Origin of the sequence: Pseudomonas sp. TH10 (assembly GCF_016651255.1) — a bacterium.
In the GTDB taxonomy this organism is placed as follows: domain Bacteria; phylum Pseudomonadota; class Gammaproteobacteria; order Pseudomonadales; family Pseudomonadaceae; genus Aquipseudomonas.
The window spans coordinates 1-19,720 of sequence record NZ_JAEKEG010000094.1 but is presented as its reverse complement, the minus strand read 5'-3'; the positions used below and the strand labels follow the sequence as shown (position 1 = coordinate 19,720).

Here is a 19,720-nt window from a genome sequence, read left to right as displayed (position 1 = left end):
CCAGATCTGCACATGGTCGGCAGGCTTGAACTTGACCTTGTGCCACAGGTGCGCTCGATGATCTCGCCGTTGAGCTCAATGCTGATCGGCGCGCTTTCCCGGCGCTCGTACCCTGGTGCCTGCGACTTCAGCCACTCTTCCAGGGACATGCGGCGATTGGTCTTGAAGGTCGCGATCGGCGCCGAGTCGGCGATCTTGTTCGGGTAAAATTCGATCATTTGTAATACACCACTCTCGGATAATCGGACTCGAAGTCGCGCACTGTGCGAACCCGCACGCCGCCAGGTTGGTGTCGATGACCTTTAGCCGGCCTTCGACCTCGACCACTACGCCGACGTGGGCAAGCTGGGAGCTACGGAAAACTGCGGCGATTGCCCCAGGCTCTGGCTGGCACTCTTCCATGCCCCTGCTCAACTCCTGATAAGCCTTGGTGTTGCTGCGCAGACGATTGCGCCCGACACCTCCAAGGCTTGGGAGCATCGCGAAGCCGAACACCTCGGCGCGTATCGCGCGGCAGAGCCCCAGCAATCGAACGCCAAAGGGCCCCGCGCCTCGTCCACGTAGGGAGCCCGCATGTACTTGGCGAGGTCGGTCATATGAAGATGATTCCCGGGGCGATGGCAGCGGTCAGTTTGCGGCGCGGGTACTCGGTGCCCAGCAGGTCGAACAGTCCGCAGGTGAGCGTTGCGGTATCGCCTTCGTACTGCCGATTGAGCAGCGACAGGTGCATCCGCTCTTGCGGATAGCTCAGGTCGCTTTCCAAATACCGGCGATAGGCGATCGTGACTCGCGCCTCGGCTGCCCGGGCCTCTTCCAGCTTCTGCTGGACCAGACCGTTCGTGTTGTCCAAGCCGATCAGCAGGTTTTGGAATGCGCTGTTGTCTCGCGACGGCAGCGCCTCTTCAAACCCCATGGCGGTGAACAGTGGCGTCCGACCATCCTCGGTTCCCAAGATGTAGTCGTCATAACCAGCACAGAACCTGATGGAGTCAGGCCAAATGCTGCACATCGCCTCGATCGAGTTGATGATCATGTCGCTACCCGCAGAGGCGTAGCAGATGGCGATTGGGTTGCTCATTGCCAAATCCTTTTCTGTAGGCATAAAAAAGCCCGCCGAGTTGGCGGGCTTGCGACTTGTTGCTTGCGGATCAGTCTGTTGTGCTCCAGATCTCTCGGACCTTTCCGGCGGGGCCGAAAGTTGTCCCGGCCGCCCTCAACGAGCTCTCCTTCCATTTTTGCTCAGACGCCCGAATAGTCATCGCGATGTCAGCACCGACCGGCCCCTCATGCAGGCAGACGGCAAGCGAACGGCCAAGCATCACGCCTACCAGCTCAAGTCGCGCTCTGATCTCATGCATAGGCGTAGACGCCGTCAGCTCGCCAACGCCAAAGAACTTGGCCAGAAAGCCCGCGAGCTCCTTCCCGAAGTCATCTTTGTTCCATTCGATGTCATTCATAATCAATACCCTTGCCGACTCAGTCCGTAGGAGTGCTCTAAAACGTTGTTGAAGTCGCCATTGCCCTGAGCCACGCCCTGAACCAGATGGGCTTCAACCTCCTGGATGATAACCCGCAGCCTGCCAGCCTCGTCCGTTTGAGTGCTGACCTTCGCCGATGAGTAGTTGTTTATCTCAACGTTCATGCTAGGGGATGAAGTTGATGCGCCGGCCGAATTGCTGCCGCCGCTCGATCCCCCTTCCTCGGAGAGACGTTGCCGTTGCGCAGCGCCTCAACCGCAGCAACGCCTCCGAAGCGGCTGATATCGGCCTGACTCCAGACGACCTCCCCTTTGTGAACCGTGCCAGCAGGCTGATTAACTCCGCCTGCGCCTGTATAGCCGCCGGCCGAGAAACCTACTCCAGCGATAGAGGCAATGTTGGCAGCAGTGGTCACGCCAGCCGCCACCGCCAGCGCGATGCCGACAGGGAAAGGCGGGACTGCCAAGGCGTTCTGGATCGCGGTGTAACCCGAGATGGTCGCTTGCGCGATTGCCGCCGCCTTTCCGATGGCACCCAGAGTTTTATGCCCGGACTGGCTGAGCGATGCCATGCTTCCAAAGAAGTCCGCACTACTGACCAGAATGGCCTGATTCTTCGCCTGCTCGATCTTTGCGCGCTGAGCCTGGCCTTGAGCATTGATGTTCGCTACGCGCTCGGCATACGTCTCTTCGTTGATCGCGCGAAGCTCGAGGTAAGCGGCTTGTTTTTCCAATTCCATCGACCGCCAGGCTTCAATCTTTGCAGCTTCTTCGTTGAGCCGAGTAATCTCGCTCATTGGCCCGCCGACCGATCCGTCCAGGCCCGTAGCAGCCGGGGCCTGCGTAACACCCTCGACAGTCCCCGGCTTCTGCGCTGACTGAAGGTTGATGTCACGGATCTTGATCATGGTTTCGAGACGCTTCATGGCCTCGGTGTTGCCTTGGCGCTCGTACTCTGCCATCTGCGCCGCGTCGTCCAGGCTGGACTTCAGCTTGTTAGCCTCAAGCAACTGGCCGGTTAGGGTCAGCAGTTGCACCTGATCCTTCTGCGCCTGCTGAATGTCTTTGCTGATCTCGGCCTCGCGCTCCAGGGCGACGTTCTTCTTGAGCTGGGCGGTGATGAGTTCTTGGCTCGCCAATAGCGACTTCTGATCAGCCGTGAGTGTCTGCTTGCTTTTGATGTCGGCGAGCTGCTGCTCCCATTTGATCAGGGCCTGAGCTTGCGTGCCTACTCGCTCGGTAGCGATGCCCTGAGCGTTAAGCGAAGCGTTCTGCTGGAGCAGCACGGCCTGGGTCTGGCGTGCTGCATCCAAAAACTTCATGCCGGCATCTTCGGTGTAGGCTCGCGGCGCCGGCGTTTTCGGCTCTTTACTGGCGTACTCTTCGCGTATCTTGGCGATGCGCTGCTCGATCTCAGCTTCGGAGGCCTTGGCTGCTAGCCCTTTCGCTCGCGTGGCAGCAATGTCATCTTCCATCTTTTTTGATTGGTGCGGTATTTCAGGCCGTCCTCTTGCCAGCCTTTGTCTGCGTTTATGGTCGCTTTGCGTTCGCTCAGCTCTGCAGCCGCCGCCTCTGACGCCTGAGTCTTGGCATCGACTGCCGCCTGAGCCAGTGCGACCTGCTTCTCAAGGCCGGCGATCAGCGCTTTGTCGCCGATCTCTTGCGCCGACTGGAGTTGACCCTGAAGGTGTTGCAGCTTGAACAGCTCAGGGCTTGCAGAAAGCCCCGTCTTTAGCTGATTCCAGACCCCGGAAACGCTGACCTTTACGTCATCCCACGCTCTCGCCAGGCCGCGAGTGGATTCGACCATCTCCCGGTTGCGCGCGCCCATCTCATCCGCTACCGCACCGGCCAGCACCTTGATCGCACCCATGCGATCGCCTTGCTGCTCAAGGGCGCGGACCTGCTCAAATACGGCCAGAGTTATCACGCCATACTTGTCGCTGTACTCGGCAGCCAGATCGGAAACCTTGCCCTTGGTGCTGGACAGCTGGTCGGCGATCTCGCCCGCGCTCTTGCCGGTGGCGACAGACAGCTCGGTCGCCGCACGGGCCACTTGCGTGAAGGCCTCGCCAGTCAGGCGCCCGTTGTTCGCCAGGGCCAGTACCGCCTCGCTGGCTTGCGAAGCTGCGCCCGCCGGCGATGGAACCGGACAGGGCGATCAGGTCATCCGCCGTCCGGCCTGCCGCGTCACCAGTAGAGATCAAGGCCTTGCGATACAGTTCGGACTGCTCGTAGCCCTTGTAAGCAGCCAGGGTGAATACGCCAACCGCCGAGGCGGCAATCGTGAATGGGTTGATCAGGCCTGCGACGTAGCCGCCCAAGGCCTGCGCTGCCGGACCGACGCCGCCAAACATATCCTTGAGTTGTCCGCCCTGCTGCAGGAATACGGTCAGCGGCGCCTGGCCACTTTGCAGCGATACCGCGATGTCGGTGAATTGCGCAGGAACACCGCGCAGTGCGGCAGCTGTCTGCTTGGCGGTGTTGCCACTACGGGTCAGGGAGTCATCGAATCGATGGAGCTCGTTGCGCGTTGAAGTGATCTTTGACTGATATTCGTTGTAGGTGTCGAGGTCGATCTTACCGGCCTTTCGCGCCTTCGCCAGCGCGATCTCCTGCGCCTCCAGTTCATTCATCTTCTTGTTCAGAGGATTGATGCTGTTCAGCAGCGCGTTGATTTCGTCGCGCTCATCCTCGATCGACTTGGCAGCCTCGTCGGCGCTCTTGCCGACATCCTTCATGCCCTCGCTAGTGCGCTTGAGTGCCGGCTGAAGACTGACCCCGGCCTTCTCTGCGCCTTCCAGCGCCTTGCGCATATCGACGGCCTTCTGCTCGGCGTCACGGCTGTCGATCTCAAGTACGAGGCGGGATGTCTGCGCCATGGGTTTTCTCCGGGCATGAAAAAGCCCGCACTAGGCGGGCTCTTTGTTCTGTTGGTTGCTCAGCTACTGAGCAGCTTGGCCTTCTCGGCCTGAAACTCTTGTTCGGACAGGATGCCTCTATCTTTTAGCTGCGATATCCGATCGATCTCTGTGTACTTGTCGCCTGGAGTCGTCGCTGCAATTGATGGCAAGATCTCTTTCGCCATGGCCGTGCTGGACGCCGCCCACACCAGCGCGGCAATCCAGCCGATGCCAGTCCATCCAAGAAAGATGTTGGTCAGCATAATAGAGGTGGTGTTGTGGTGTACCCGGTAGCACGCCACTATCGCTGGCACGAAGTACACGATGATCGCTAGAAAAAACAAAATGATTGCGAGAGTATCTGATCCGCCTGACATGACCGCCTCCTGATTGATCTCGAGAGGCTAGCATCAGTCTTCTTCGTCGTCTTCATCATCTTCGTCATTATTCAAACTGACCTCATCCAGGGCGAACATCACCTGATCCATCTCTCGCCGGGACATGGGCGACGGGTGCGCCTCAAGCCAGTCGTTGATTTCCCGGGCCGACAGCGGCAGTGGGAAGGCGCCGGCCATGGTCGTGATGAATCGTCGACCGCGGCACACGTTGCGGAAGCTGTTCAGCAGGTGCGCCGTCATTGGGTCGGTCGGCGGCTCATCCGGCACCGCCAGCTTCAGGCTTTTGAAGATGGCTCGTCGTTTGTCGGCTTGACCTGCCCACTCTCGCTCCCATTCGAAGCGGGCGACTGCTTTCCCACGGTTTCCGCCAGCTCTTTGGCTGTCTCGGTCGCGGTGGCGCTGCCCTGGCGGAGAACGAACAGGAAGAAGTCGATGTTGCTTTCAAGCAGGTCGTAGGCGTTGCTCACGCTGAACTTCAGCGGGTTGCCGTGTTCATCCTGAACGCCATCCCAATCCTTGACGATGAAGTTCGCCAGCAGCATGCAGTGGTTCTGATGCTCGGTCTTCTCGCCGGACACCACGCCAACCTGGCCCTCGGCAAACTGCGCGTCATTGCGCTGAATGCGACGGCGGGCGCGCTCCATGGCGATCTGGTATTCAGGATTGTCGATCCCAGCGACCAGAATCTTGGTTTCCTCGTCGTACTTGGCCCACTTGGTGTCAGTCAGTTCGGGGGTTTTCTTCATTTGCAAAGCCATGATGAATCCTCAACGCCATGCCAAAAAAGGACCGCCCCGGCAGGCGTAAGCACCGGAGCAGCCAAAGTGGATAGTTGTTTATGGTGTAACGAAAGGGATGCGCGTGATGGTCGGCGCCAACTTCGCAGCGGTGTAATTGAGGGTGACCTCAATGAGATCGCGCTTGCCGCCACTCGGCAGCTCACCATCAATCTCGACAGCCGGGAACTCGAAAACGTATTCATTGCCCAGACTGTCAGTGATCGGAAACTCGATCGCGACAGGTAGGCGCGTGAAGGTGTTCTTCCAGATTTCCCATGCCCGCTTCGACCAAGCCAGCACGATGGTGCCGGTGATAGCCGCTTCCGTGGCGATCTGTGCGCCCGGCCCGAGCCTGGTGGTGCCGATGCAGCGCTGAGCCTGCAGGCTGTTATCCAGGTTGATGGTCATGGCCGACACGCACGCGACACCTTCGAGAGATGTCCCGTCGACGAGAATGGTGCCCACGTTGTTGTTGGATAGGAACGGGGTGGTTGTCGGCGCGCCAGGCGTCACAGCAATCGGCGCCTCGCTGTCGGCATAGTCCAGACACGCCATATTGAAGGTTGCGGTGATCTTGCCGTCTGACGGGATGTCGAGTGCAAAGGTGGACACGTGCGCGCCCTTGAACACGCTGTAGACACCTACGTCGACGTACCCCTTGGAGATACTGAAGGTGTGGCGTACATCGCCAACAGTCAGCACGTTGCTGGTCCAGTTGCCATAGAAGGCAGCTTCGAGCAGCTTGTCGAATGAGCCGAAGGATAGCTCTGCCGTCAGGTCCCCGCCGATGTCTGCGCTGGTGACGATCGAACCCTGGCTGAGCCGGGAATCATTCACTTCGTCACTGACAGCGGTGTTTACGGTGGGCGTCAGGGCGTTTCCGGTCAGTCGCAGTGTGTCCCATGCGCCAGCCGGGGTAACTCCTGGCGTCACCTCTGCAATGATGTGGCTTACAACTTTGGCTCCGCTCGACATATTGGTGTCTCCTGATTGCGGGCATAAAAAAACCCGCAGAGCGCGGGCGAGGCATTGTTCGTTGCGTCAGCCGGCGCGGAACCGGATGTTCACGTTGATCTGGTAAAAGCCTTCAAGCTCACCCGCAACGACTTGACTGGCTTCCATGCATTCAAGATCACCTGACTGCCAGTAACCGAAGTGAGCTTCCAGCGCGTCGGCCAATTGATTCAGCGCCTTCGTGCCGGTTTGCGTTCGAACGAAGCACTGAACGCTGATCTGTCCCGGCTTGCGGGTGTGCGGCCTGTCTGCCATCCCCGCCATGAAGGCTGTTGCGTATTGGATGTTCAGTAGGCACCAGGCACCCGTCGCCGGCGGATTGAATACCGAAGGCTGGTTGGGGTATCCGATTCGGGCCTGATCCAAGCCGGCGAATGCAGCCATGCGTGCGGTGATCAGCACCCTGATTTGCTCATACGTCATCGATAAGCCTCGCTCACGCCGATGAAGGCAAGGTCATAAACCCCCGCCAGGCGCCTGGGTGGAATGCCCAAGCTCGAGCATCTCGCCGTACGGGCTGTTGGTCTGGATGTAGATCACTGGGAAATTGCCAGAGGCTCGGATCAGCATCGACCCATCTGAGATGGTTGCCGACCCTGACGGATCCACGCGCTCAATGACGGTCATGTCGGGCGCCCCAATGGAAACCATGTGGCTACCCCGGAACGTACCCCCGATGTAGCCTTTGCCGGCAGCCTTGGCGTCAACATAGAAGTTCTCTCTGCGCTCGCGCTGAGTCAGCTTCTTGAATTTCTTGCGACCGGTGTTGCTGGCATTACGCACATCGACATTGGCGTCATAGGCATCCGCCAGGGCCGTGTTTTTGCTGGTCAGCGCCAAGTTGGCCTGCCATAGGTCAGGGTTGCCAACCGGAGATCGCGTCACTACTTCAGTCAGCATCGATATCGCAATGACTCTCGCCATCTGCGTTATGTCATCCCCCGCCTGATCAGCGAAATCGGTAAGGCTATGGCTCCACCCTGCTTTATTCGTCATCAGGCCTGCCTCAGCTGGATTTCCCAGTGCGCTCCAGCCGGATCTTGCTGGACGTTAACCACATCGAAGCCATTTATCTTGTGACCGATGTCCGGCGTTCCAGTGGTCTCGTTGGTGAGAGCTATCAGGAGCTGGTCTTTGGCGCGAATATTTATGCCGTCGATGCGCTCAATCTTGAACTCATCAAACACTCCGCGACCGCTGTAGGCGATGACGACAGGGTCGGACCCAGTCTCGGTGACTGGGTCCCACGTGCCCGGAATCGTTACGCCCCCAGTGAACGGCTGCACCGCATCCGCCAGGTCAGTGTCGAACGCCTCGGCCAGGTCGGTCTGGATCTCTTCGCGAAGGCCCATGAATCACCTGTAGACGTTGAAGCTGAATGGGCTGCCGCGCCATTGACCCAGCAGCCCAAGGGCAAACTGAACGCCATCAGGCAGCGAGGTGCTTTTGCTCGAGTCGATCGAGGCGAAGGTCTTGCTGGTGGTGACCGATCCGGCCTTGACCGTCTTGGCTTCCAGCGAACCCTCGGTGTGCTGCTGGTACAGCTTGCCCTGGGAGGCGACCACCGCCAGCTCGGCGCCGGCCTGCTTCACCTCTTCAGGAATGGCGTCCATGTCGACACCGACCAGGTTGAGCGAGGTCAGATAGGCGTTGGCCTGTAGTACTGCGCGCGCCTTCTTGTCATCGGCTGCCCATGTCGGCCCGAGTAGGCCGTCTACGTCCGCCACAGTGATGTAGGTTGCCATCAGGCCTCCGCTTGAATGAGTGGGGCCGAAGCCCCGGGTGTTACTGAGCTGCTTTCAGCAGTGCCAACAGCTCAGGCTTCAGATCGCCCGACTTGTAGGCGATGCCCTTGGCGTCCAGCTGCTCCTTGAGTTGGGCAGCGGTCAGCTCGGCGAGAGGATCGGCGGGCTGAACTTTCTTCAGCTCCACCAGCTCTTCGCGAGCTTCGTCCCGCTCTTGTGCCAGGCGCTGCATGCTTTCTTGCAAGCCGGTCAGCGCCTGATGGATGCGCAGTGCCGGTCCGTCACCCTCAACAGGGTTCAGCACGCCAGCCTCAAGGCCAGCAGCCAGCAGGTTCACCGCTTCGAGGTCCAATGCCTGGCGAGTTGCTTCGGCGCCACCGCCAGTGTTGTGCGCAGCGCCGCCTTCAATTCGCGTACGTGCGTGCTCAACACCACCGGTTTCGCCGACAGTTTGAGGGCCGACAGTGAGCTCACCCTCGGTGCCACCGAAGCCCCAGCGCGCCTTCAGATTCGGGTCGATGTGATTGTCTTTCTGGATAGCCATGATTCTTGTCCTTCTGTTGTTCCGGCCCCGAAGGGCTGGGAGCCGATTAGGCCGAGACGCTGGAAGTGATGAACGCCAGCGGTACCTGCTTGCGTGCAAACTTGCGGGTCCAGTTGGTGGCCAGTGCCAGATCCGCCCAGTTCGCCGACATCGGGCGAGTGGTGGTCGGAGTACCGGTGACGGTAGCGCTGTTGAACGAGTAGCCCAGCGGATGCACAACAAAGTTGCGACGAGTCCACAGGGTTTCGGTACCGCCACCATTACCGCGATCAGGAGCGCGCTCGTATTCCAGGCCGTCTTCGCCTGGCGGGGTTTCTTCCGCAAACCCGAGAGCACCCGGGCCGAAGATCACGGACAGATACTTGTTCGGTGTGCCGGTGATCACGGGCATGCCGTCATCAACCACAACGCGCATACCCTGGAAGCGACCGAACTCTGGAATCTGGTCAGCGATCGGGGTGAAGTCGATCAGGTTGAGGATCTGCAGCTCGGTCTGAACGGCGGAGTGCATTGCGATGACACTCAGGCCGCCCAAGGCGCCGGAGTAGTCGCCCATGGTTGCCTTGGCGCGAATGATGGCAGCGGCGCTGATGGTGCCGCCTGCGTCCACGACCATGTCACTACCGTTACCTGCAACGTTGTCGTTGTAGATGCCGATGGTGGTGGCAATGGCGCGACGCTGGGCCACTTTCCGCCAGTAGGAAAGCAGTCGACCAGCAACGAACTCCAGTGGATCCTGATTGGTGATGTTCTTCACCAGGTTCATGCAGTTGAAGCCTTCGTTGAGGTACGCAGCGCGCGCCTGCATGCTGTCGGTGTGGACGGACAGCGGTACCGCGATGTCGGTGTACACGTCGTTCGAGTAGTTCGACTCGATGGACGCGTCCAGGTCAACCCACCACGGAATGGTGAAGGTGTTGGACGGGCTAGCCAGCAAAGTGGTCATGTCCGAGTTGGTGGTCAGGATGCCCGACTCGAAGAACGCGGTGCGCTCAACGCTGTTGACGGTGATGTAGTCGCGCAGTTCGTCGCGAAACACGACGTCCGAGAGAATGGTTGGCATTGCGGAATATCCTTTTACTTGGCCTCAGCAGCGGCTTTCATGCGCGCGTGCTCGGCGGGGTTGGTTCGGCGGAGCTCAACGCGCTCCATACCGGTCATTTGGTCCCACGTTTTGGTGGCCCCGCCACCCTTACCCCCGGCAGCCCCGCCACCGTTCGCTTGCGTGCCGCGCACCAGTGAGGCGTAGCGCGGCGCTTGCTGGAATTCTTTCGCCAGGTCATCGAGGGATGCGATGGTCAGGTTGCCGGCGGCGTCCGTGACCTTGACCAGGCCTTCTACGATCTTCAGGCGGCGCTCTACGAACTCGGACAGGATCTCGGCGTTCTCGCCGTCGGCGATGCCGGTGGCGATCTTGCTGGCGGCAGCCGCTATGCCCTGGCGCTCGATGCTGGTGGTCAGTTCCACCAGTCGTGCGCGCTCGATAGCCAGTGCTTGCTCGCTGCTGGCATACAGCTGCTCGAAGTCACCCTTCGCCTTGGCGGCGTCCAACTGCTCTTTCGCGAGCTTCTCGTCGGCCTCACGCTTCAGGCGCTTGGCTTCCTTTGCCTCATCGAGCAGCACCTGGTTCTGGCGCTTCAGGCCTTCGAGGTCACCGCCACCAGTGGGCAGCCCCTCAACAGCCAGCACGTAGTCTTCGCCCTGGGCTTTGTAGAAAGCCTGCAGGGATGGTTCGAGCGCGTCGTATGCAGCCTTGTCGATCAAATATTTCATTTCATCCCCGGATGATTTGCCGTTGGCTCAGCCGCAGGCGTAAAAAACCGGCTCATGGCCGGTCGTTTGATGATTCGTTGTCAGAGCCCTGCTCGCTCGAAGGCGCGCGGCTCCAGGTCTTTCAGTTGCTGCAGGGTCAGCGTCTTGCCGTTGTCGTCGACGAACTTGTCGAGCGCCAAGTCGCCCTTGGTGAACAGGGCATACCGGCTCGGCCCCAGCACATCGCGCTGGAAGGCCGCAGGCTGGCGCGAAAGCCAATCCTGATAGGTCGTCTTGCTCGACACCTGAGCAGCACCGTCAGGCCCTACTGAGGGCCGGGTTGAGCCAGGAATCTCCCGCGCATACTCATCCTTCAGCACCGGAATCTCCGAGGTTCGGCAGTTCCAGTGGAATGGTGGCGAAGGCGCGTCGAGCGGCACAACCTGATTGTCGATTGACCGACAGAACGGCGATGTCCTGCCGTCCAGCGTGGCAATGCGGCGCTTACCCTTAAGGATGTCGTCATTGGCCTTGAGCGTCTGCATGCGCGCCGAACTGGCGACATGGTTGGTCATGGTCCTGACGAGCGACGTAGCCTGATCCTGGTGCAGCTGGTGGATGCTGGTGAGGCGCCGGCCGATCTGCTGGCTGGTCTCGCCCAGGCTGGAGCCTATCTGGATCTCGCCGATGATCTCGGCGGCCTTCTTGGTCCCGAACTGATCGAGTGCGCCGGCAATGCTGATGCGCTGCACACCCTTGCGAGCTTCGAGCTGCAGCGGATCAGCCAGGGCTGCAGCCGCAACCATTTCCGCCGACGGCACGCTGAGCTGCACAACGGCCTTCACGACCTTGCCCAGCATGGTGGCGTTGAACTCAGCCTCGTAGACCGCGAACTCGCCGAGGTCCAGCTGCGCCCTGCCCTTCAGGTCGTCGTAGATGCCCCGCAAATCGCCTTGGAGCGTTTCTATCTGCGAGGTGTACCGTTGAGTCCCGTATGCGCTCAGACCTGCTGCAACGCGAGCCTTCGCTGTGTTGATGGCTTTGCTGATGAACGATGCGACCCGCTTCAGGTTTCCGCCGGCATAACGCTGGACGTAGATCTGATGACGGGTCGTGGCGTCCGACAGATAGCCTTCACTACTCATCGTTCACCACGGGCTTCTGGTCGGCTGGCGGATTTGGCTCGCTGCCCACCACTGGAGCTTCGTCCTCGCGGTCGGCGTCGATGTCGTCATCCGTGCGATCCGACTCCAGCACACCGGCCTGCCGCAGGTTGGTGCGCAAGTCCTTCTTGGCAATGACGCCCTGTTGCCAGAGCTGCATCTGGGCCAGGATCGCCTGAGCGTCCATGATCTGATCGAAGAACTCCTGGTTGAGCCAGAACACCGTCCCGGTTTCGTCCACGGTGCCCATCATGAAGCGCTGGGCGTCGAACAGCGCCAGGCGGATAGCCTCGCTGACGTTGCCGGCGATCGTGCCCAGCACAGAGTTATCCGAGCTGTACCGGATGCGAACAGCCTCTGCCGTCTCAGCGCCACCGCCCTGCTGGACGATACGAGCGCCGATCATGAGCATCTGTGCCTCTTTGTCCTTCATGAGCTCGCGGGCCAGCTGGGTTTCGTTGGCCTGCAGCATGATCGCTGTGCCTGACTTGCCCAGGTTGTGCCCACGGCGCGAGCCGATGTGCATGCCGTTCGGGTTCAATTTAACGAACTCGTCGGGCTGAATGTCCGTCGTGATGAACAGCGTTGGCTGGGAGCTGATGAATCCCGACTCCTCCACCGTGGCGCTGTTGCCGTAGTGCAGGATGTTCACCTCAGCCAGGTCTTCCAGCGGCGCCTTGTCGATGCTTGCGTCGTTGTTCTCAGACCCAAAGAAGTGAAACAGGATGTGGTCGAACGGCTTGCCGCTCTTGTCCTTTGGCTCGACCTCCTCGCCTTCAGGATCATCAGCACTGTGCACGCTCTGCACGTAGCGACCATCCTTCAGCATCAGTGCGCGGTACTGATCCTTGGCGGTGAACTCAAACCCATCAGCAGATGGCTCATTGATCTTTTCATGCAGGACCACCAGCACCAGCCGGCGCACTCCGTCGATCACATCTTCACGCCAATTGACGATGCTCTCGGCGCAGTAGAATTGGATGTACGCGCGCGACTTGCTTGCCTGGGCAACCGTTAGAGACGCCTGCCCCTCTGGCAGCTTGATCTTAGGGAAGTCCACAAGGAAGCCGCCGCGACCAGTGTCGAGACACTCACCAGTGGCCTCCTTGCTCATCTGTTCAAGGCTGGCGCCGTCACCGCTGACGCTCTCCAGCAGGTAATTAACGGCCGAAGGCAGCTTGATCTCTGCTGTCTTGCGAAACTACCGCGCCCAGTAGGCCAGTGCGCGTACGGCCTACCACGTTCAGAAACATGGCGCGCTTCTTCAGCTGCTCATACCGGGCCAGGTTCTCTTCCGACTTATTCAGAGGGTCCGGCATGGGCAGGTATTCGTTGTACTTGCGAACCTCTCGCGGGCCAGCTACGCAACGCTTGACCAGCTGCCAACCGGGCAAGGCGTCGTCGTACTCCTGCCGTTTGGCGCTGTAGTTGGGCATATGGGCCTCAGAAGGTGAAGGTGACAGGGATGTGGGTCATCGGCTTGATGATCGGGTAGTCGTGGTGGATGAAGTAGCCGCCAGCGTCGTTCGCGTGGTCGACGCCTGCCGTCTTGTCAGGCTCGCCATTGGCTGCCCACACCTGCTGCTCAAGGCCGTCTGCGTAGGTCGGGCAGGTGAACGGATTCACCAGGTACCGGCGTTCGCCCTGGGCATTGCAGAACATGGCGTTCATTGAGTTGATCCGGTCCTTCACTGGCGGGTTAGCCGCCGGCGCAATCACCGAGAAGCCGGCCTGCCGAAGAATGGCAATGTCCGTCTCGCTGGCGTTGACCGACTTGCGCGAGCCGCCCGAGGCGTCCGGGTAGATCCGGATTTCGCAGGTCTTCTCGTAGTCCTTGCCGTTATGGCGCCAGTAGCGCTCCTTGATGCGCCTGATCATGTCGGGCGTGTCATACCCATCGACCAGCTCATCAGCAGCACGCGGCAGGCCTTCTCCTCGCTTGACGTGCGTGATCGCAGCCATCTTGCCGACGTTGAAGTCCATGCCGATGAACAGAGGCTCGCCGGGCTGCACAGTGTCGAAGCAGCTGTTCAGCTTGCGATCGTACGAGTGGTAGATCGAGCCCGATGTCAGGTTGACGAACTGGCCGTTGAGGTAGGCCAGGATCAGCTGCGGCGGGTACGACTCCATCAGCGACTGGATGTAGTCAGGTGGCAAGTTCAGCTCGTTGTCGAACGTGCTCGCCTGCACCAGGCCGTACATCTCGCCCAGTGAAGGCTTGTCGCGCACCTGCTTGAGGAACTGCAGATAGACGAACTTGAACCCTTCAGGGGTGGTCGTCACATCCACGCCGTTGCGCAGCCCCGGCAGGTTGTAACGCATCCGGGCAATGATCTTGCGCCAGGCCTGCTGAGCCTTGATCGCGGTCAGCACGTCCAGCTCGTCGACCAGTGCGTGACCGATCTTGAAACCGACAATCGTCTGCGGCTTCTCCATCGACCGGCAGATCACAGTGCCGCGATACTGCCGGCCGCTGTAAACGTGAACCTCATGGTTCGCCTGGTTGATCTTGGTCTTCAGCCCCCAATCAAAGGCCACCTCATCCATGGTCGGATAGAAGATGTCCCGGATCTGCGGGTAAGTCGGCGCGAAGTAACCAGCGTTGACGCCTGGCCACTCCATGAAGTGCTTGCTCAGCGCGGAGCAGCCCACCCAGGTCTTGCCAGAGCCGAAGCCGGCAACGAAGGCCCGGAACTTGTGGGGCAGCTGCAGGAATGTTGACTGTGGGACGTTAAGGCTCGGCATTCGGCTTCCTCGCGTCCACTACATCCACCTGAATGCGGGTCGGGATTGCCGGCTCATCATCCGGATCGTCCTTGCGGTTCCGGTTGACGTAGATGTCGCCAACTTCTTTGGCGGCCTGCTCCAGCAACTGGGCAGTCAGCGCCATGTTCTTCATGTTCTCGGCTTTCTCAGCCATGCGGCCCAGGGCACGCAGTCGATACGCACGGTTGGCGATCGGGATGTCTTCGGTCTGCTCGCGAAACTTCTTGCGGGCGCCATGGAACAGCTCAACCCACTTAATTCCCAGCCCTCGACCGGCATACTTGGTCGGGTCGTGGGATTCGCAATGCTGACGGGTGAGCTCAAGCCCGAACTCTTTCTTGACCGACTCAACAACTTGTGAAGGCGTATCAAAGCAGGCTAGAGCCTGAACAATGAAGGCTTTGACCTCGCTTCGTAGCACTGCCATATGGTTGTCATCCGTCAAAACTCGTCAGTGAAGTCAGGCCGACTTGAGCAGACAGGTTCCGCAGGCCCTCGATATGTTCAATTTCCCTACCTCAGCAGGCTTGTTTGCAGCGTCCACCAGCTCCTGCACATCAGGGCTCGCACCATAGCGACGGACCACACCGACGAACTCTTCGACGTCATGGCCGCGCATCTCCAGCTTGGGCAATCCTTCCTGTGTAAACCTCGGGGCGCCGTACTTATCCTTCGCCTGGGCGATGTGATAGAGCTCATGCTCGACCAGTGCGCAGAAGTCCGCATCGGAGCACTGTGAGCAGTAGTCGGCAGCCAGGGTGATGATGTAGGCCGGCACATCGCCGAACCAATCCATCATCTGCTGCTCCATCCGGGCCTTCTGCCAGCCACCCGCACGAAACGCGACCTCTTCGGCTTGGCCTACTACGGTGCGACCCTTCTTGCTGAATGCAGACGACGCCCACATCACACGGATGTCAGCGTCGATCAGATGGGCGTGGTCTTCGTTGTGGATGCTGCCGGTGTCGGCAAGTATCTCGGCTTGGAGCCATTCCCACACCTCAGGAGCCGGCGTCAGGCGGATACCAAAGTCGGATAGATCAGATAGATCGAGCAGTGACTTCGGAGGATTTGGACGATCCATTACCCGCCGCTCCATTTAAGTCGATCGTTCGAACCAGGCCGCCGGTGCAATTATCCCGCTTCTTAGCCATCTCAACCGCCTCAGCAGCAGTCGCCCCCATATCCATCGCAGTGAGCGCGTGTACGCCTCCGCTGCCGATTGCGTAGGGCTTGTCTCTAACCAGCGGGCTTTTCCAGAAGCCATCCTCTGCATCGTTACCGGCGTACCACAGCCCATCAGCATCAATGACGATGGCTGCGCAGGAAAGGTCGCGTGAGTCGACGGCACCAAAGTAGGCGGCAATTAATCTCGAGTAGTGGCTGGTCTTGCCCGAAAGTATGAACTTGACGCCTTTCTCTTCTCGGCACTTCTGGAAGTCGTCGTACAGAATCTCGGTATCACGAGTGATCCGAGAGTCGTAGGCGATCACACCGTCTTTGTAGGCAATGGTCGTCATGCCGTCACCATGATGTGTGTTTGTGCGTGTGCGTGCCCATGCAGGACTGAGACCACAAAGCCTTGGGGAAGGCCGGCAGCTCTGGCCGCATCAACCGCCTTGGCGATGACGCTATCGAGCTCAACGATCGCTCTGGTGATATCCGGGCTGAGCGGCATTGCGTGGCGGATGTTCGTTACGTTGCTCATCAGGAAACCTCACATGCCGGCCAGATCGACCGGGCAAACGCCAATGCGTCGTCATGGCTCAGCGCTTGATCCAAGGTCAGCATCGGGAATGGCTTGTAGCCTTCGACCGATACGGACCAGTTGCGCTTGGTCACTCGCCCTCCACCGGGACTACTTCGATATTTCCCCACACAGGGTGAAAGTCGATGTGCTCGCCATCGGAGGATCTGACTGGATCATCAAATAGGACGGCGATACCGGCTCGCGTGTCAGCGTATGCCACCCATCTGGCTCGAACTCCATCAATGAACACCAGCCGCCGGCCGCGCCATCCGTAGCCCAGTGAACGTGCTCGCCTGATTGATCACTCATGACTCCCTCCAATGCGCGACACAATTTGCTTGCTCGCGAAACGTGTCGCGGATTCGGTTACTTGGTCAGCTTGGGCTGCAGAATCACCCGGGCGATCATCACCAGGACACCCAGCACGCCATAGGCAATCGGTGGCAGCACGGCCTGGAGCGATGGCATCAGTTGCTCAGCGATACCCAGGGCAGCAATCGCAGCTCCCGCCTGTACGCTGGTCAGGCTCATGGCCTGCTTCCAGTTGTCGATCAATTGCATCGGGAACACCTCGGGTTATTTGCTCTTGCTGCGTACGATCTGGGCGTCGACTTGGTCGGCGCAGGTGTCGAGCAGCTTGATGGCTTGGTCTTTCAGCTCCCACACGTCGCCATTCAGGCGCAGACCGGCTTCAGCTTCTGCCGCGTTTATCCGCTCACATGGCACCAGTGCAGGTGCTTCAATTCTTAGGGCGGACGTCTTTGTTACCAGTCCCGGCTTTGCCCCGCAGGCCGTCAGGGAGAGGCTGAGCAGCCCAATCACGAACAGGCTTGCTGTTGCGCTTGAGGTTTTCAAAGTTCTTCTCCGCCTTCTTGGCTTTGTCTTCGCTGACCTTGATGCGCTTGGCCAGGTCTGCGCTGTAGGCCGCGTTACGGGCCGCTTCAGCTTGCAGGGTGGTGATGGTGGCCAGGCTGACGGCATTCGCGTCGATGGCCTTCTTCTTCTCGCCGGCCTCGAACTTGACGTCAGCGCGAAGGGCCACGACCTGGTAGTGCTGAATGCCCACCAGGAGTAAGGCGAACAGGGCGATGATTCCGGCGACTGCGAATGCCTTCATGCCGCATCAGCCTTGCGACCCAGGAAGCGGATCACCATTTCGCGGATGGCGGTTACGCCGAGGAACCCAATAGCCCCTCCGGCAGCAACCGAGAGATTCGAGGGCCACTCCATCCAGGCGATCACGCTACTGGCGGACAAGCTCAGACCTCCGCAGATCAGCGCTTCGAAGACGATCCGGCGCTTGCTGGTTTCTTTGGCGTCGTACAAGACACGAAGGAGGCAGATGAGGATCGCCATGATTGCGCCCTGTAGGAGCGGATTGCTCATTGCCTCCCAGAACTTGGCCCAGCTCTCAGGTCTGTCTGGCATGGCAGGCATCCGGTGTTCTCCCCTTCGGGAGCATGAACAAAAAAGGCCCCAGATCATTCTGAGGCCCTGAATAGGTGCGCATGTCTTTCCACGCTGTCAGCCAAAGACCCTCTCCACGTCGACGCCCTAATGCATCGATCTCGCAGATCCAGTCTCGCGCCACCCCGTAAGCATGGTGAGGACGGGGTACGCGGGCTGCCGGTGTTTTGTCGTAGCACTGCACTTGCCGGCTTATCAGTGTCCAGGCCTTCCGTGAGGCCGCCCTGGCTGCGGTGAATGAGTCAGCTCCAGCAGCACTCCCAGCTCGGAGCAATGGGTGTGGTGGAGCCGAAAACGAAAAAACCCGGCGCGAGGGCCGGGTTTGTGGAGCAAGTTGCCGTAGGCAAAATACTCAATATGGCAAAATGATGCCCTCAGCCGCACGGGAAGTCAAGCTGCCTTTTTCATCTCGTAGATAACCGCTCCAATGGGGCTGAGAGCCATTCTGTCGACGTCTTCGCAGCAGTCGAAAGTGAGGCGCACAACCGTCTCCCAATCACGGTCCCAGTTGAACGATTCGAGGCGCACTCCGTACTCGGCGAGCAGCCATGCGCGGAACGATTCCGGCTTGATCATCGGGTCATCGTTTGCCGACTGGCCGCCCTGGTGCATGTACCGGTACCGGCGCATAACCCCCTTCACCACGTACTCGAGCTTTTCTCGTTTCGCCGCGGTCATTCGCTTGGACTTAGAAACCACCATGCCAAAGATCATTTCCTCGGCTGCCTCCCGAATGTCGTCGTCGCGATTTGCTGCGTACATGTACTCGCCGAACAGGCGGACCTGCGGGTGGAGCCTGGCGATTGCCGACTGGATGTGTCCGGCAAGCGCACTGTGCATGGCATGGTTCGCAGTCGGGCCGCGCTCCGTCGATTGAACTACCACTCCAAGCTGGACGACGTCCGATGTCTGGCCTGGTGCCGGGTTGTAGGTGCAGTCGTGCCACGCTTGACGTGCAGAGTTGATATTCATGCTGCTCTCCCCTTCAGCTCTCTTGTTTTTGCCCGGTAGTCGGCGGTCATCGCCTTCAGTTCTTCGACGGTGTACTTCTTGGCCTCATGCGGACCTTCCAGCCAGTCCACAGCCTCGGCGCCGATCCGCTTAACCAGTGCTATGCGGTAGTTCACGATGTTCCCGGACAGCTGGGTGTTGCACGGTGAGCACTGGCGGTGACAGTTCAGCGGCTCGAAGCGCAGCGCCGGATTACTACCCACGGTGCGGTAGTGCCCGGCGTCGTACTTGCCCTGGTGGTGCCGGCCGCAGCTGATGCATGGAAGCTCGGCGTCACGCTCGCGCACCCAGGCGTTGAAGGCCTGCTGCGTGTCCTTGAGGTGATCCGCCCTGCTCTTCAGCTTCTCCTTGCGCACCTTGATCTCGCGGCGTTCGACCTGGGCTAGCGACTTGCGCGCCTTCTCCTGGTTCTTCGGTGCATCGAGGATTGCGCAGGCCGGGCTGCAGACCGCCTGGCCCAAACGCGAAGGTGCGAATGAGGCCCCGCAGGACTCGACTCGGCATTTTTTGGCGCGGGGTGGTTTCGACTGGATAGCCATCAGTAACCTCCTTTCATGCGACGTTCCCGCGCAGCACGTTTCTTTTCACCCTTGCTACGTCCGCCGCCACGGAATGGGTCATCCTCCAGCATCGGTGGTACCTGCCAGCCGTATGAAGCGCTGTTGACGCCAAAGCATTCAGGCTCTCTTACAACTCTTGTCACGTTGTCGAGAGCTCTAAGGGCGAGCGCCAAATGAAGAGAGCCTGCGCCCATGACTAGGATCCTGGTCATGCCGCCACCTCGCCGAGCAGATCCGTGAACACCACACCGCGCTCAGTGAAGTCGGCAACGATGCGATCGGTGTAGGCGATGCCCTGGGCCCGGCTGAATAGGCGGGTTACCGGGAACCCATCAGGACCGAACAAGGGGCAGCCCCCATCAGGTCCAACTTTTCCGCGTAGGTCAGGTGA

General features: G+C 59.8%; 30 protein-coding genes and 4 pseudogenes. All 34 read right to left on the bottom strand.

Going from position 1 to position 19,720, the window contains the following annotated elements:
• Positions 1–218 (bottom strand): annotated as a pseudogene (locus tag JFT80_RS14860) (hypothetical protein); the annotation flags it as partial.
• Positions 219–592: 374 nt separating this feature from the next.
• On the bottom strand, positions 593–1,078 hold the full coding sequence (locus JFT80_RS14855) for a DUF1833 family protein (protein WP_201148372.1): 486 nt from the start codon (positions 1,076–1,078) through the stop codon (positions 593–595).
• Positions 1,079–1,148: 70 nt separating this feature from the next.
• On the bottom strand, positions 1,149–1,457 hold the full coding sequence (locus JFT80_RS14850; RefSeq protein WP_201148371.1) for a hypothetical protein: 309 nt from the start codon (positions 1,455–1,457) through the stop codon (positions 1,149–1,151).
• 181 nt (positions 1,458–1,638) lie between these two features.
• Positions 1,639–2,952, bottom strand: coding sequence for a hypothetical protein (locus JFT80_RS14845; protein WP_201148370.1), 1,314 nt, complete (start codon positions 2,950–2,952; stop codon positions 1,639–1,641).
• A complete protein-coding gene (locus JFT80_RS14840) occupies positions 2,913–3,350 on the bottom strand; it encodes a hypothetical protein (RefSeq protein ID WP_201148369.1) in 438 nt (145 codons plus the stop codon). The genes JFT80_RS14845 and JFT80_RS14840 overlap by 40 nt, the downstream gene beginning before the upstream one ends.
• Positions 3,351–3,434: 84 nt before the next feature.
• Positions 3,435–3,557: pseudogene (locus JFT80_RS25525) on the bottom strand (hypothetical protein); the annotation flags it as partial.
• 67 nt (positions 3,558–3,624) lie between these two features.
• Positions 3,625–4,113 (bottom strand): annotated as a pseudogene (locus JFT80_RS25520) (phage tail length tape measure family protein); the annotation flags it as partial.
• Positions 4,114–4,418: 305 nt separating this feature from the next.
• Positions 4,419–4,757: a superinfection immunity protein gene (locus JFT80_RS14830; RefSeq protein ID WP_201148374.1), complete on the bottom strand. Its 339-nt coding sequence runs from the start codon at positions 4,755–4,757 to the stop codon at positions 4,419–4,421.
• Positions 4,758–4,790: 33 nt separating this feature from the next.
• Positions 4,791–5,051 (bottom strand): hypothetical protein, encoded by a 261-nt coding sequence (locus tag JFT80_RS14825; RefSeq protein ID WP_201148373.1) that lies wholly within the window; start codon positions 5,049–5,051, stop codon positions 4,791–4,793.
• 2 nt (positions 5,052–5,053) lie between these two features.
• On the bottom strand, positions 5,054–5,536 hold the full coding sequence (locus tag JFT80_RS14820) for a hypothetical protein (RefSeq protein ID WP_201148367.1): 483 nt from the start codon (positions 5,534–5,536) through the stop codon (positions 5,054–5,056).
• Positions 5,537–5,614: 78 nt separating this feature from the next.
• The gene (locus tag JFT80_RS14815) at positions 5,615–6,532 is read right to left on the bottom strand and encodes a phage tail tube protein (RefSeq protein ID WP_201148366.1); all 918 of its coding nucleotides are present in this window, start codon (positions 6,530–6,532) and stop codon (positions 5,615–5,617) included.
• 66 nt (positions 6,533–6,598) lie between these two features.
• Positions 6,599–6,994 (bottom strand): phage tail terminator-like protein, encoded by a 396-nt coding sequence (locus JFT80_RS14810; protein ID WP_201148365.1) that lies wholly within the window; start codon positions 6,992–6,994, stop codon positions 6,599–6,601.
• A 33-nt stretch (positions 6,995–7,027) separates the two neighbouring features.
• Complete coding sequence (locus JFT80_RS14805; RefSeq protein ID WP_201148364.1) at positions 7,028–7,567, bottom strand: hypothetical protein; 540 nt, start codon at positions 7,565–7,567, stop codon at positions 7,028–7,030.
• The gene (locus tag JFT80_RS14800) at positions 7,567–7,923 is read right to left on the bottom strand and encodes a hypothetical protein (RefSeq protein WP_201148363.1); all 357 of its coding nucleotides are present in this window, start codon (positions 7,921–7,923) and stop codon (positions 7,567–7,569) included. The genes JFT80_RS14805 and JFT80_RS14800 overlap by 1 nt, the downstream gene beginning before the upstream one ends.
• Positions 7,924–7,926: 3 nt before the next feature.
• The gene (locus JFT80_RS14795; RefSeq protein WP_201148362.1) at positions 7,927–8,316 is read right to left on the bottom strand and encodes a DnaT-like ssDNA-binding protein; all 390 of its coding nucleotides are present in this window, start codon (positions 8,314–8,316) and stop codon (positions 7,927–7,929) included.
• A 40-nt stretch (positions 8,317–8,356) separates the two neighbouring features.
• Complete coding sequence (locus JFT80_RS14790; protein ID WP_201148361.1) at positions 8,357–8,860, bottom strand: hypothetical protein; 504 nt, start codon at positions 8,858–8,860, stop codon at positions 8,357–8,359.
• Between the two features lie 46 nt (positions 8,861–8,906).
• Positions 8,907–9,923: a coat protein gene (locus JFT80_RS14785; RefSeq protein ID WP_201148360.1), complete on the bottom strand. Its 1,017-nt coding sequence runs from the start codon at positions 9,921–9,923 to the stop codon at positions 8,907–8,909.
• Positions 9,924–9,937: 14 nt separating this feature from the next.
• A complete protein-coding gene (locus JFT80_RS14780; protein WP_201148359.1) occupies positions 9,938–10,633 on the bottom strand; it encodes a hypothetical protein in 696 nt (231 codons plus the stop codon).
• 80 nt (positions 10,634–10,713) lie between these two features.
• Positions 10,714–11,757, bottom strand: a complete 1,044-nt coding sequence (locus JFT80_RS14775) for a phage minor head protein (RefSeq protein ID WP_201148358.1) — start codon at positions 11,755–11,757, stop codon at positions 10,714–10,716.
• Entirely contained in the window at positions 11,750–12,889 is a 1,140-nt protein-coding gene (locus tag JFT80_RS14770; protein ID WP_242482950.1) for a DUF4055 domain-containing protein, read from the bottom strand. The genes JFT80_RS14775 and JFT80_RS14770 overlap by 8 nt, the downstream gene beginning before the upstream one ends.
• Before the next feature lie 46 nt (positions 12,890–12,935).
• On the bottom strand, positions 12,936–13,211 hold the full coding sequence (locus JFT80_RS25515) for a hypothetical protein (RefSeq protein WP_242482949.1): 276 nt from the start codon (positions 13,209–13,211) through the stop codon (positions 12,936–12,938).
• Positions 13,212–13,218: 7 nt separating this feature from the next.
• A complete protein-coding gene (locus JFT80_RS14765) occupies positions 13,219–14,520 on the bottom strand; it encodes a terminase large subunit domain-containing protein (protein WP_201148357.1) in 1,302 nt (433 codons plus the stop codon).
• Complete coding sequence (locus JFT80_RS14760) at positions 14,507–14,968, bottom strand: DUF2280 domain-containing protein (protein ID WP_201148356.1); 462 nt, start codon at positions 14,966–14,968, stop codon at positions 14,507–14,509. The genes JFT80_RS14765 and JFT80_RS14760 overlap by 14 nt, the downstream gene beginning before the upstream one ends.
• Before the next feature lie 33 nt (positions 14,969–15,001).
• The gene (locus tag JFT80_RS14755) at positions 15,002–15,625 is read right to left on the bottom strand and encodes a putative metallopeptidase (protein WP_201148355.1); all 624 of its coding nucleotides are present in this window, start codon (positions 15,623–15,625) and stop codon (positions 15,002–15,004) included.
• Complete coding sequence (locus JFT80_RS14750; protein WP_201148354.1) at positions 15,582–16,061, bottom strand: proteasome subunit beta; 480 nt, start codon at positions 16,059–16,061, stop codon at positions 15,582–15,584. The genes JFT80_RS14755 and JFT80_RS14750 overlap by 44 nt, the downstream gene beginning before the upstream one ends.
• Positions 16,058–16,249: a hypothetical protein gene (locus JFT80_RS14745; protein ID WP_201148353.1), complete on the bottom strand. Its 192-nt coding sequence runs from the start codon at positions 16,247–16,249 to the stop codon at positions 16,058–16,060. The genes JFT80_RS14750 and JFT80_RS14745 overlap by 4 nt, the downstream gene beginning before the upstream one ends.
• Positions 16,249–16,383 (bottom strand): hypothetical protein, encoded by a 135-nt coding sequence (locus JFT80_RS24875; protein ID WP_274610195.1) that lies wholly within the window; start codon positions 16,381–16,383, stop codon positions 16,249–16,251. Before JFT80_RS24875 ends, JFT80_RS14745 begins: the two co-directional genes overlap by 1 nt.
• 274 nt (positions 16,384–16,657) lie before the next feature.
• A complete protein-coding gene (locus JFT80_RS14740) occupies positions 16,658–16,852 on the bottom strand; it encodes a hypothetical protein (protein WP_201148352.1) in 195 nt (64 codons plus the stop codon).
• A gap of 15 nt (positions 16,853–16,867) precedes the next feature.
• Positions 16,868–17,017: a hypothetical protein gene (locus JFT80_RS14735; RefSeq protein WP_201148375.1), complete on the bottom strand. Its 150-nt coding sequence runs from the start codon at positions 17,015–17,017 to the stop codon at positions 16,868–16,870.
• A gap of 13 nt (positions 17,018–17,030) precedes the next feature.
• A complete protein-coding gene (locus JFT80_RS14730; protein ID WP_201148351.1) occupies positions 17,031–17,408 on the bottom strand; it encodes a hypothetical protein in 378 nt (125 codons plus the stop codon).
• Complete coding sequence (locus JFT80_RS14725) at positions 17,405–17,728, bottom strand: phage holin, lambda family (protein WP_201148350.1); 324 nt, start codon at positions 17,726–17,728, stop codon at positions 17,405–17,407. Before JFT80_RS14725 ends, JFT80_RS14730 begins: the two co-directional genes overlap by 4 nt.
• A gap of 420 nt (positions 17,729–18,148) precedes the next feature.
• Entirely contained in the window at positions 18,149–18,730 is a 582-nt protein-coding gene (locus JFT80_RS14720; RefSeq protein WP_201148349.1) for a hypothetical protein, read from the bottom strand.
• Positions 18,727–19,308, bottom strand: coding sequence for a recombination protein NinG (locus tag JFT80_RS14715; RefSeq protein ID WP_201148348.1), 582 nt, complete (start codon positions 19,306–19,308; stop codon positions 18,727–18,729). Before JFT80_RS14715 ends, JFT80_RS14720 begins: the two co-directional genes overlap by 4 nt.
• Positions 19,309–19,537: 229 nt before the next feature.
• Positions 19,538–19,720 (bottom strand): annotated as a pseudogene (locus tag JFT80_RS14710) (hypothetical protein); the annotation flags it as partial.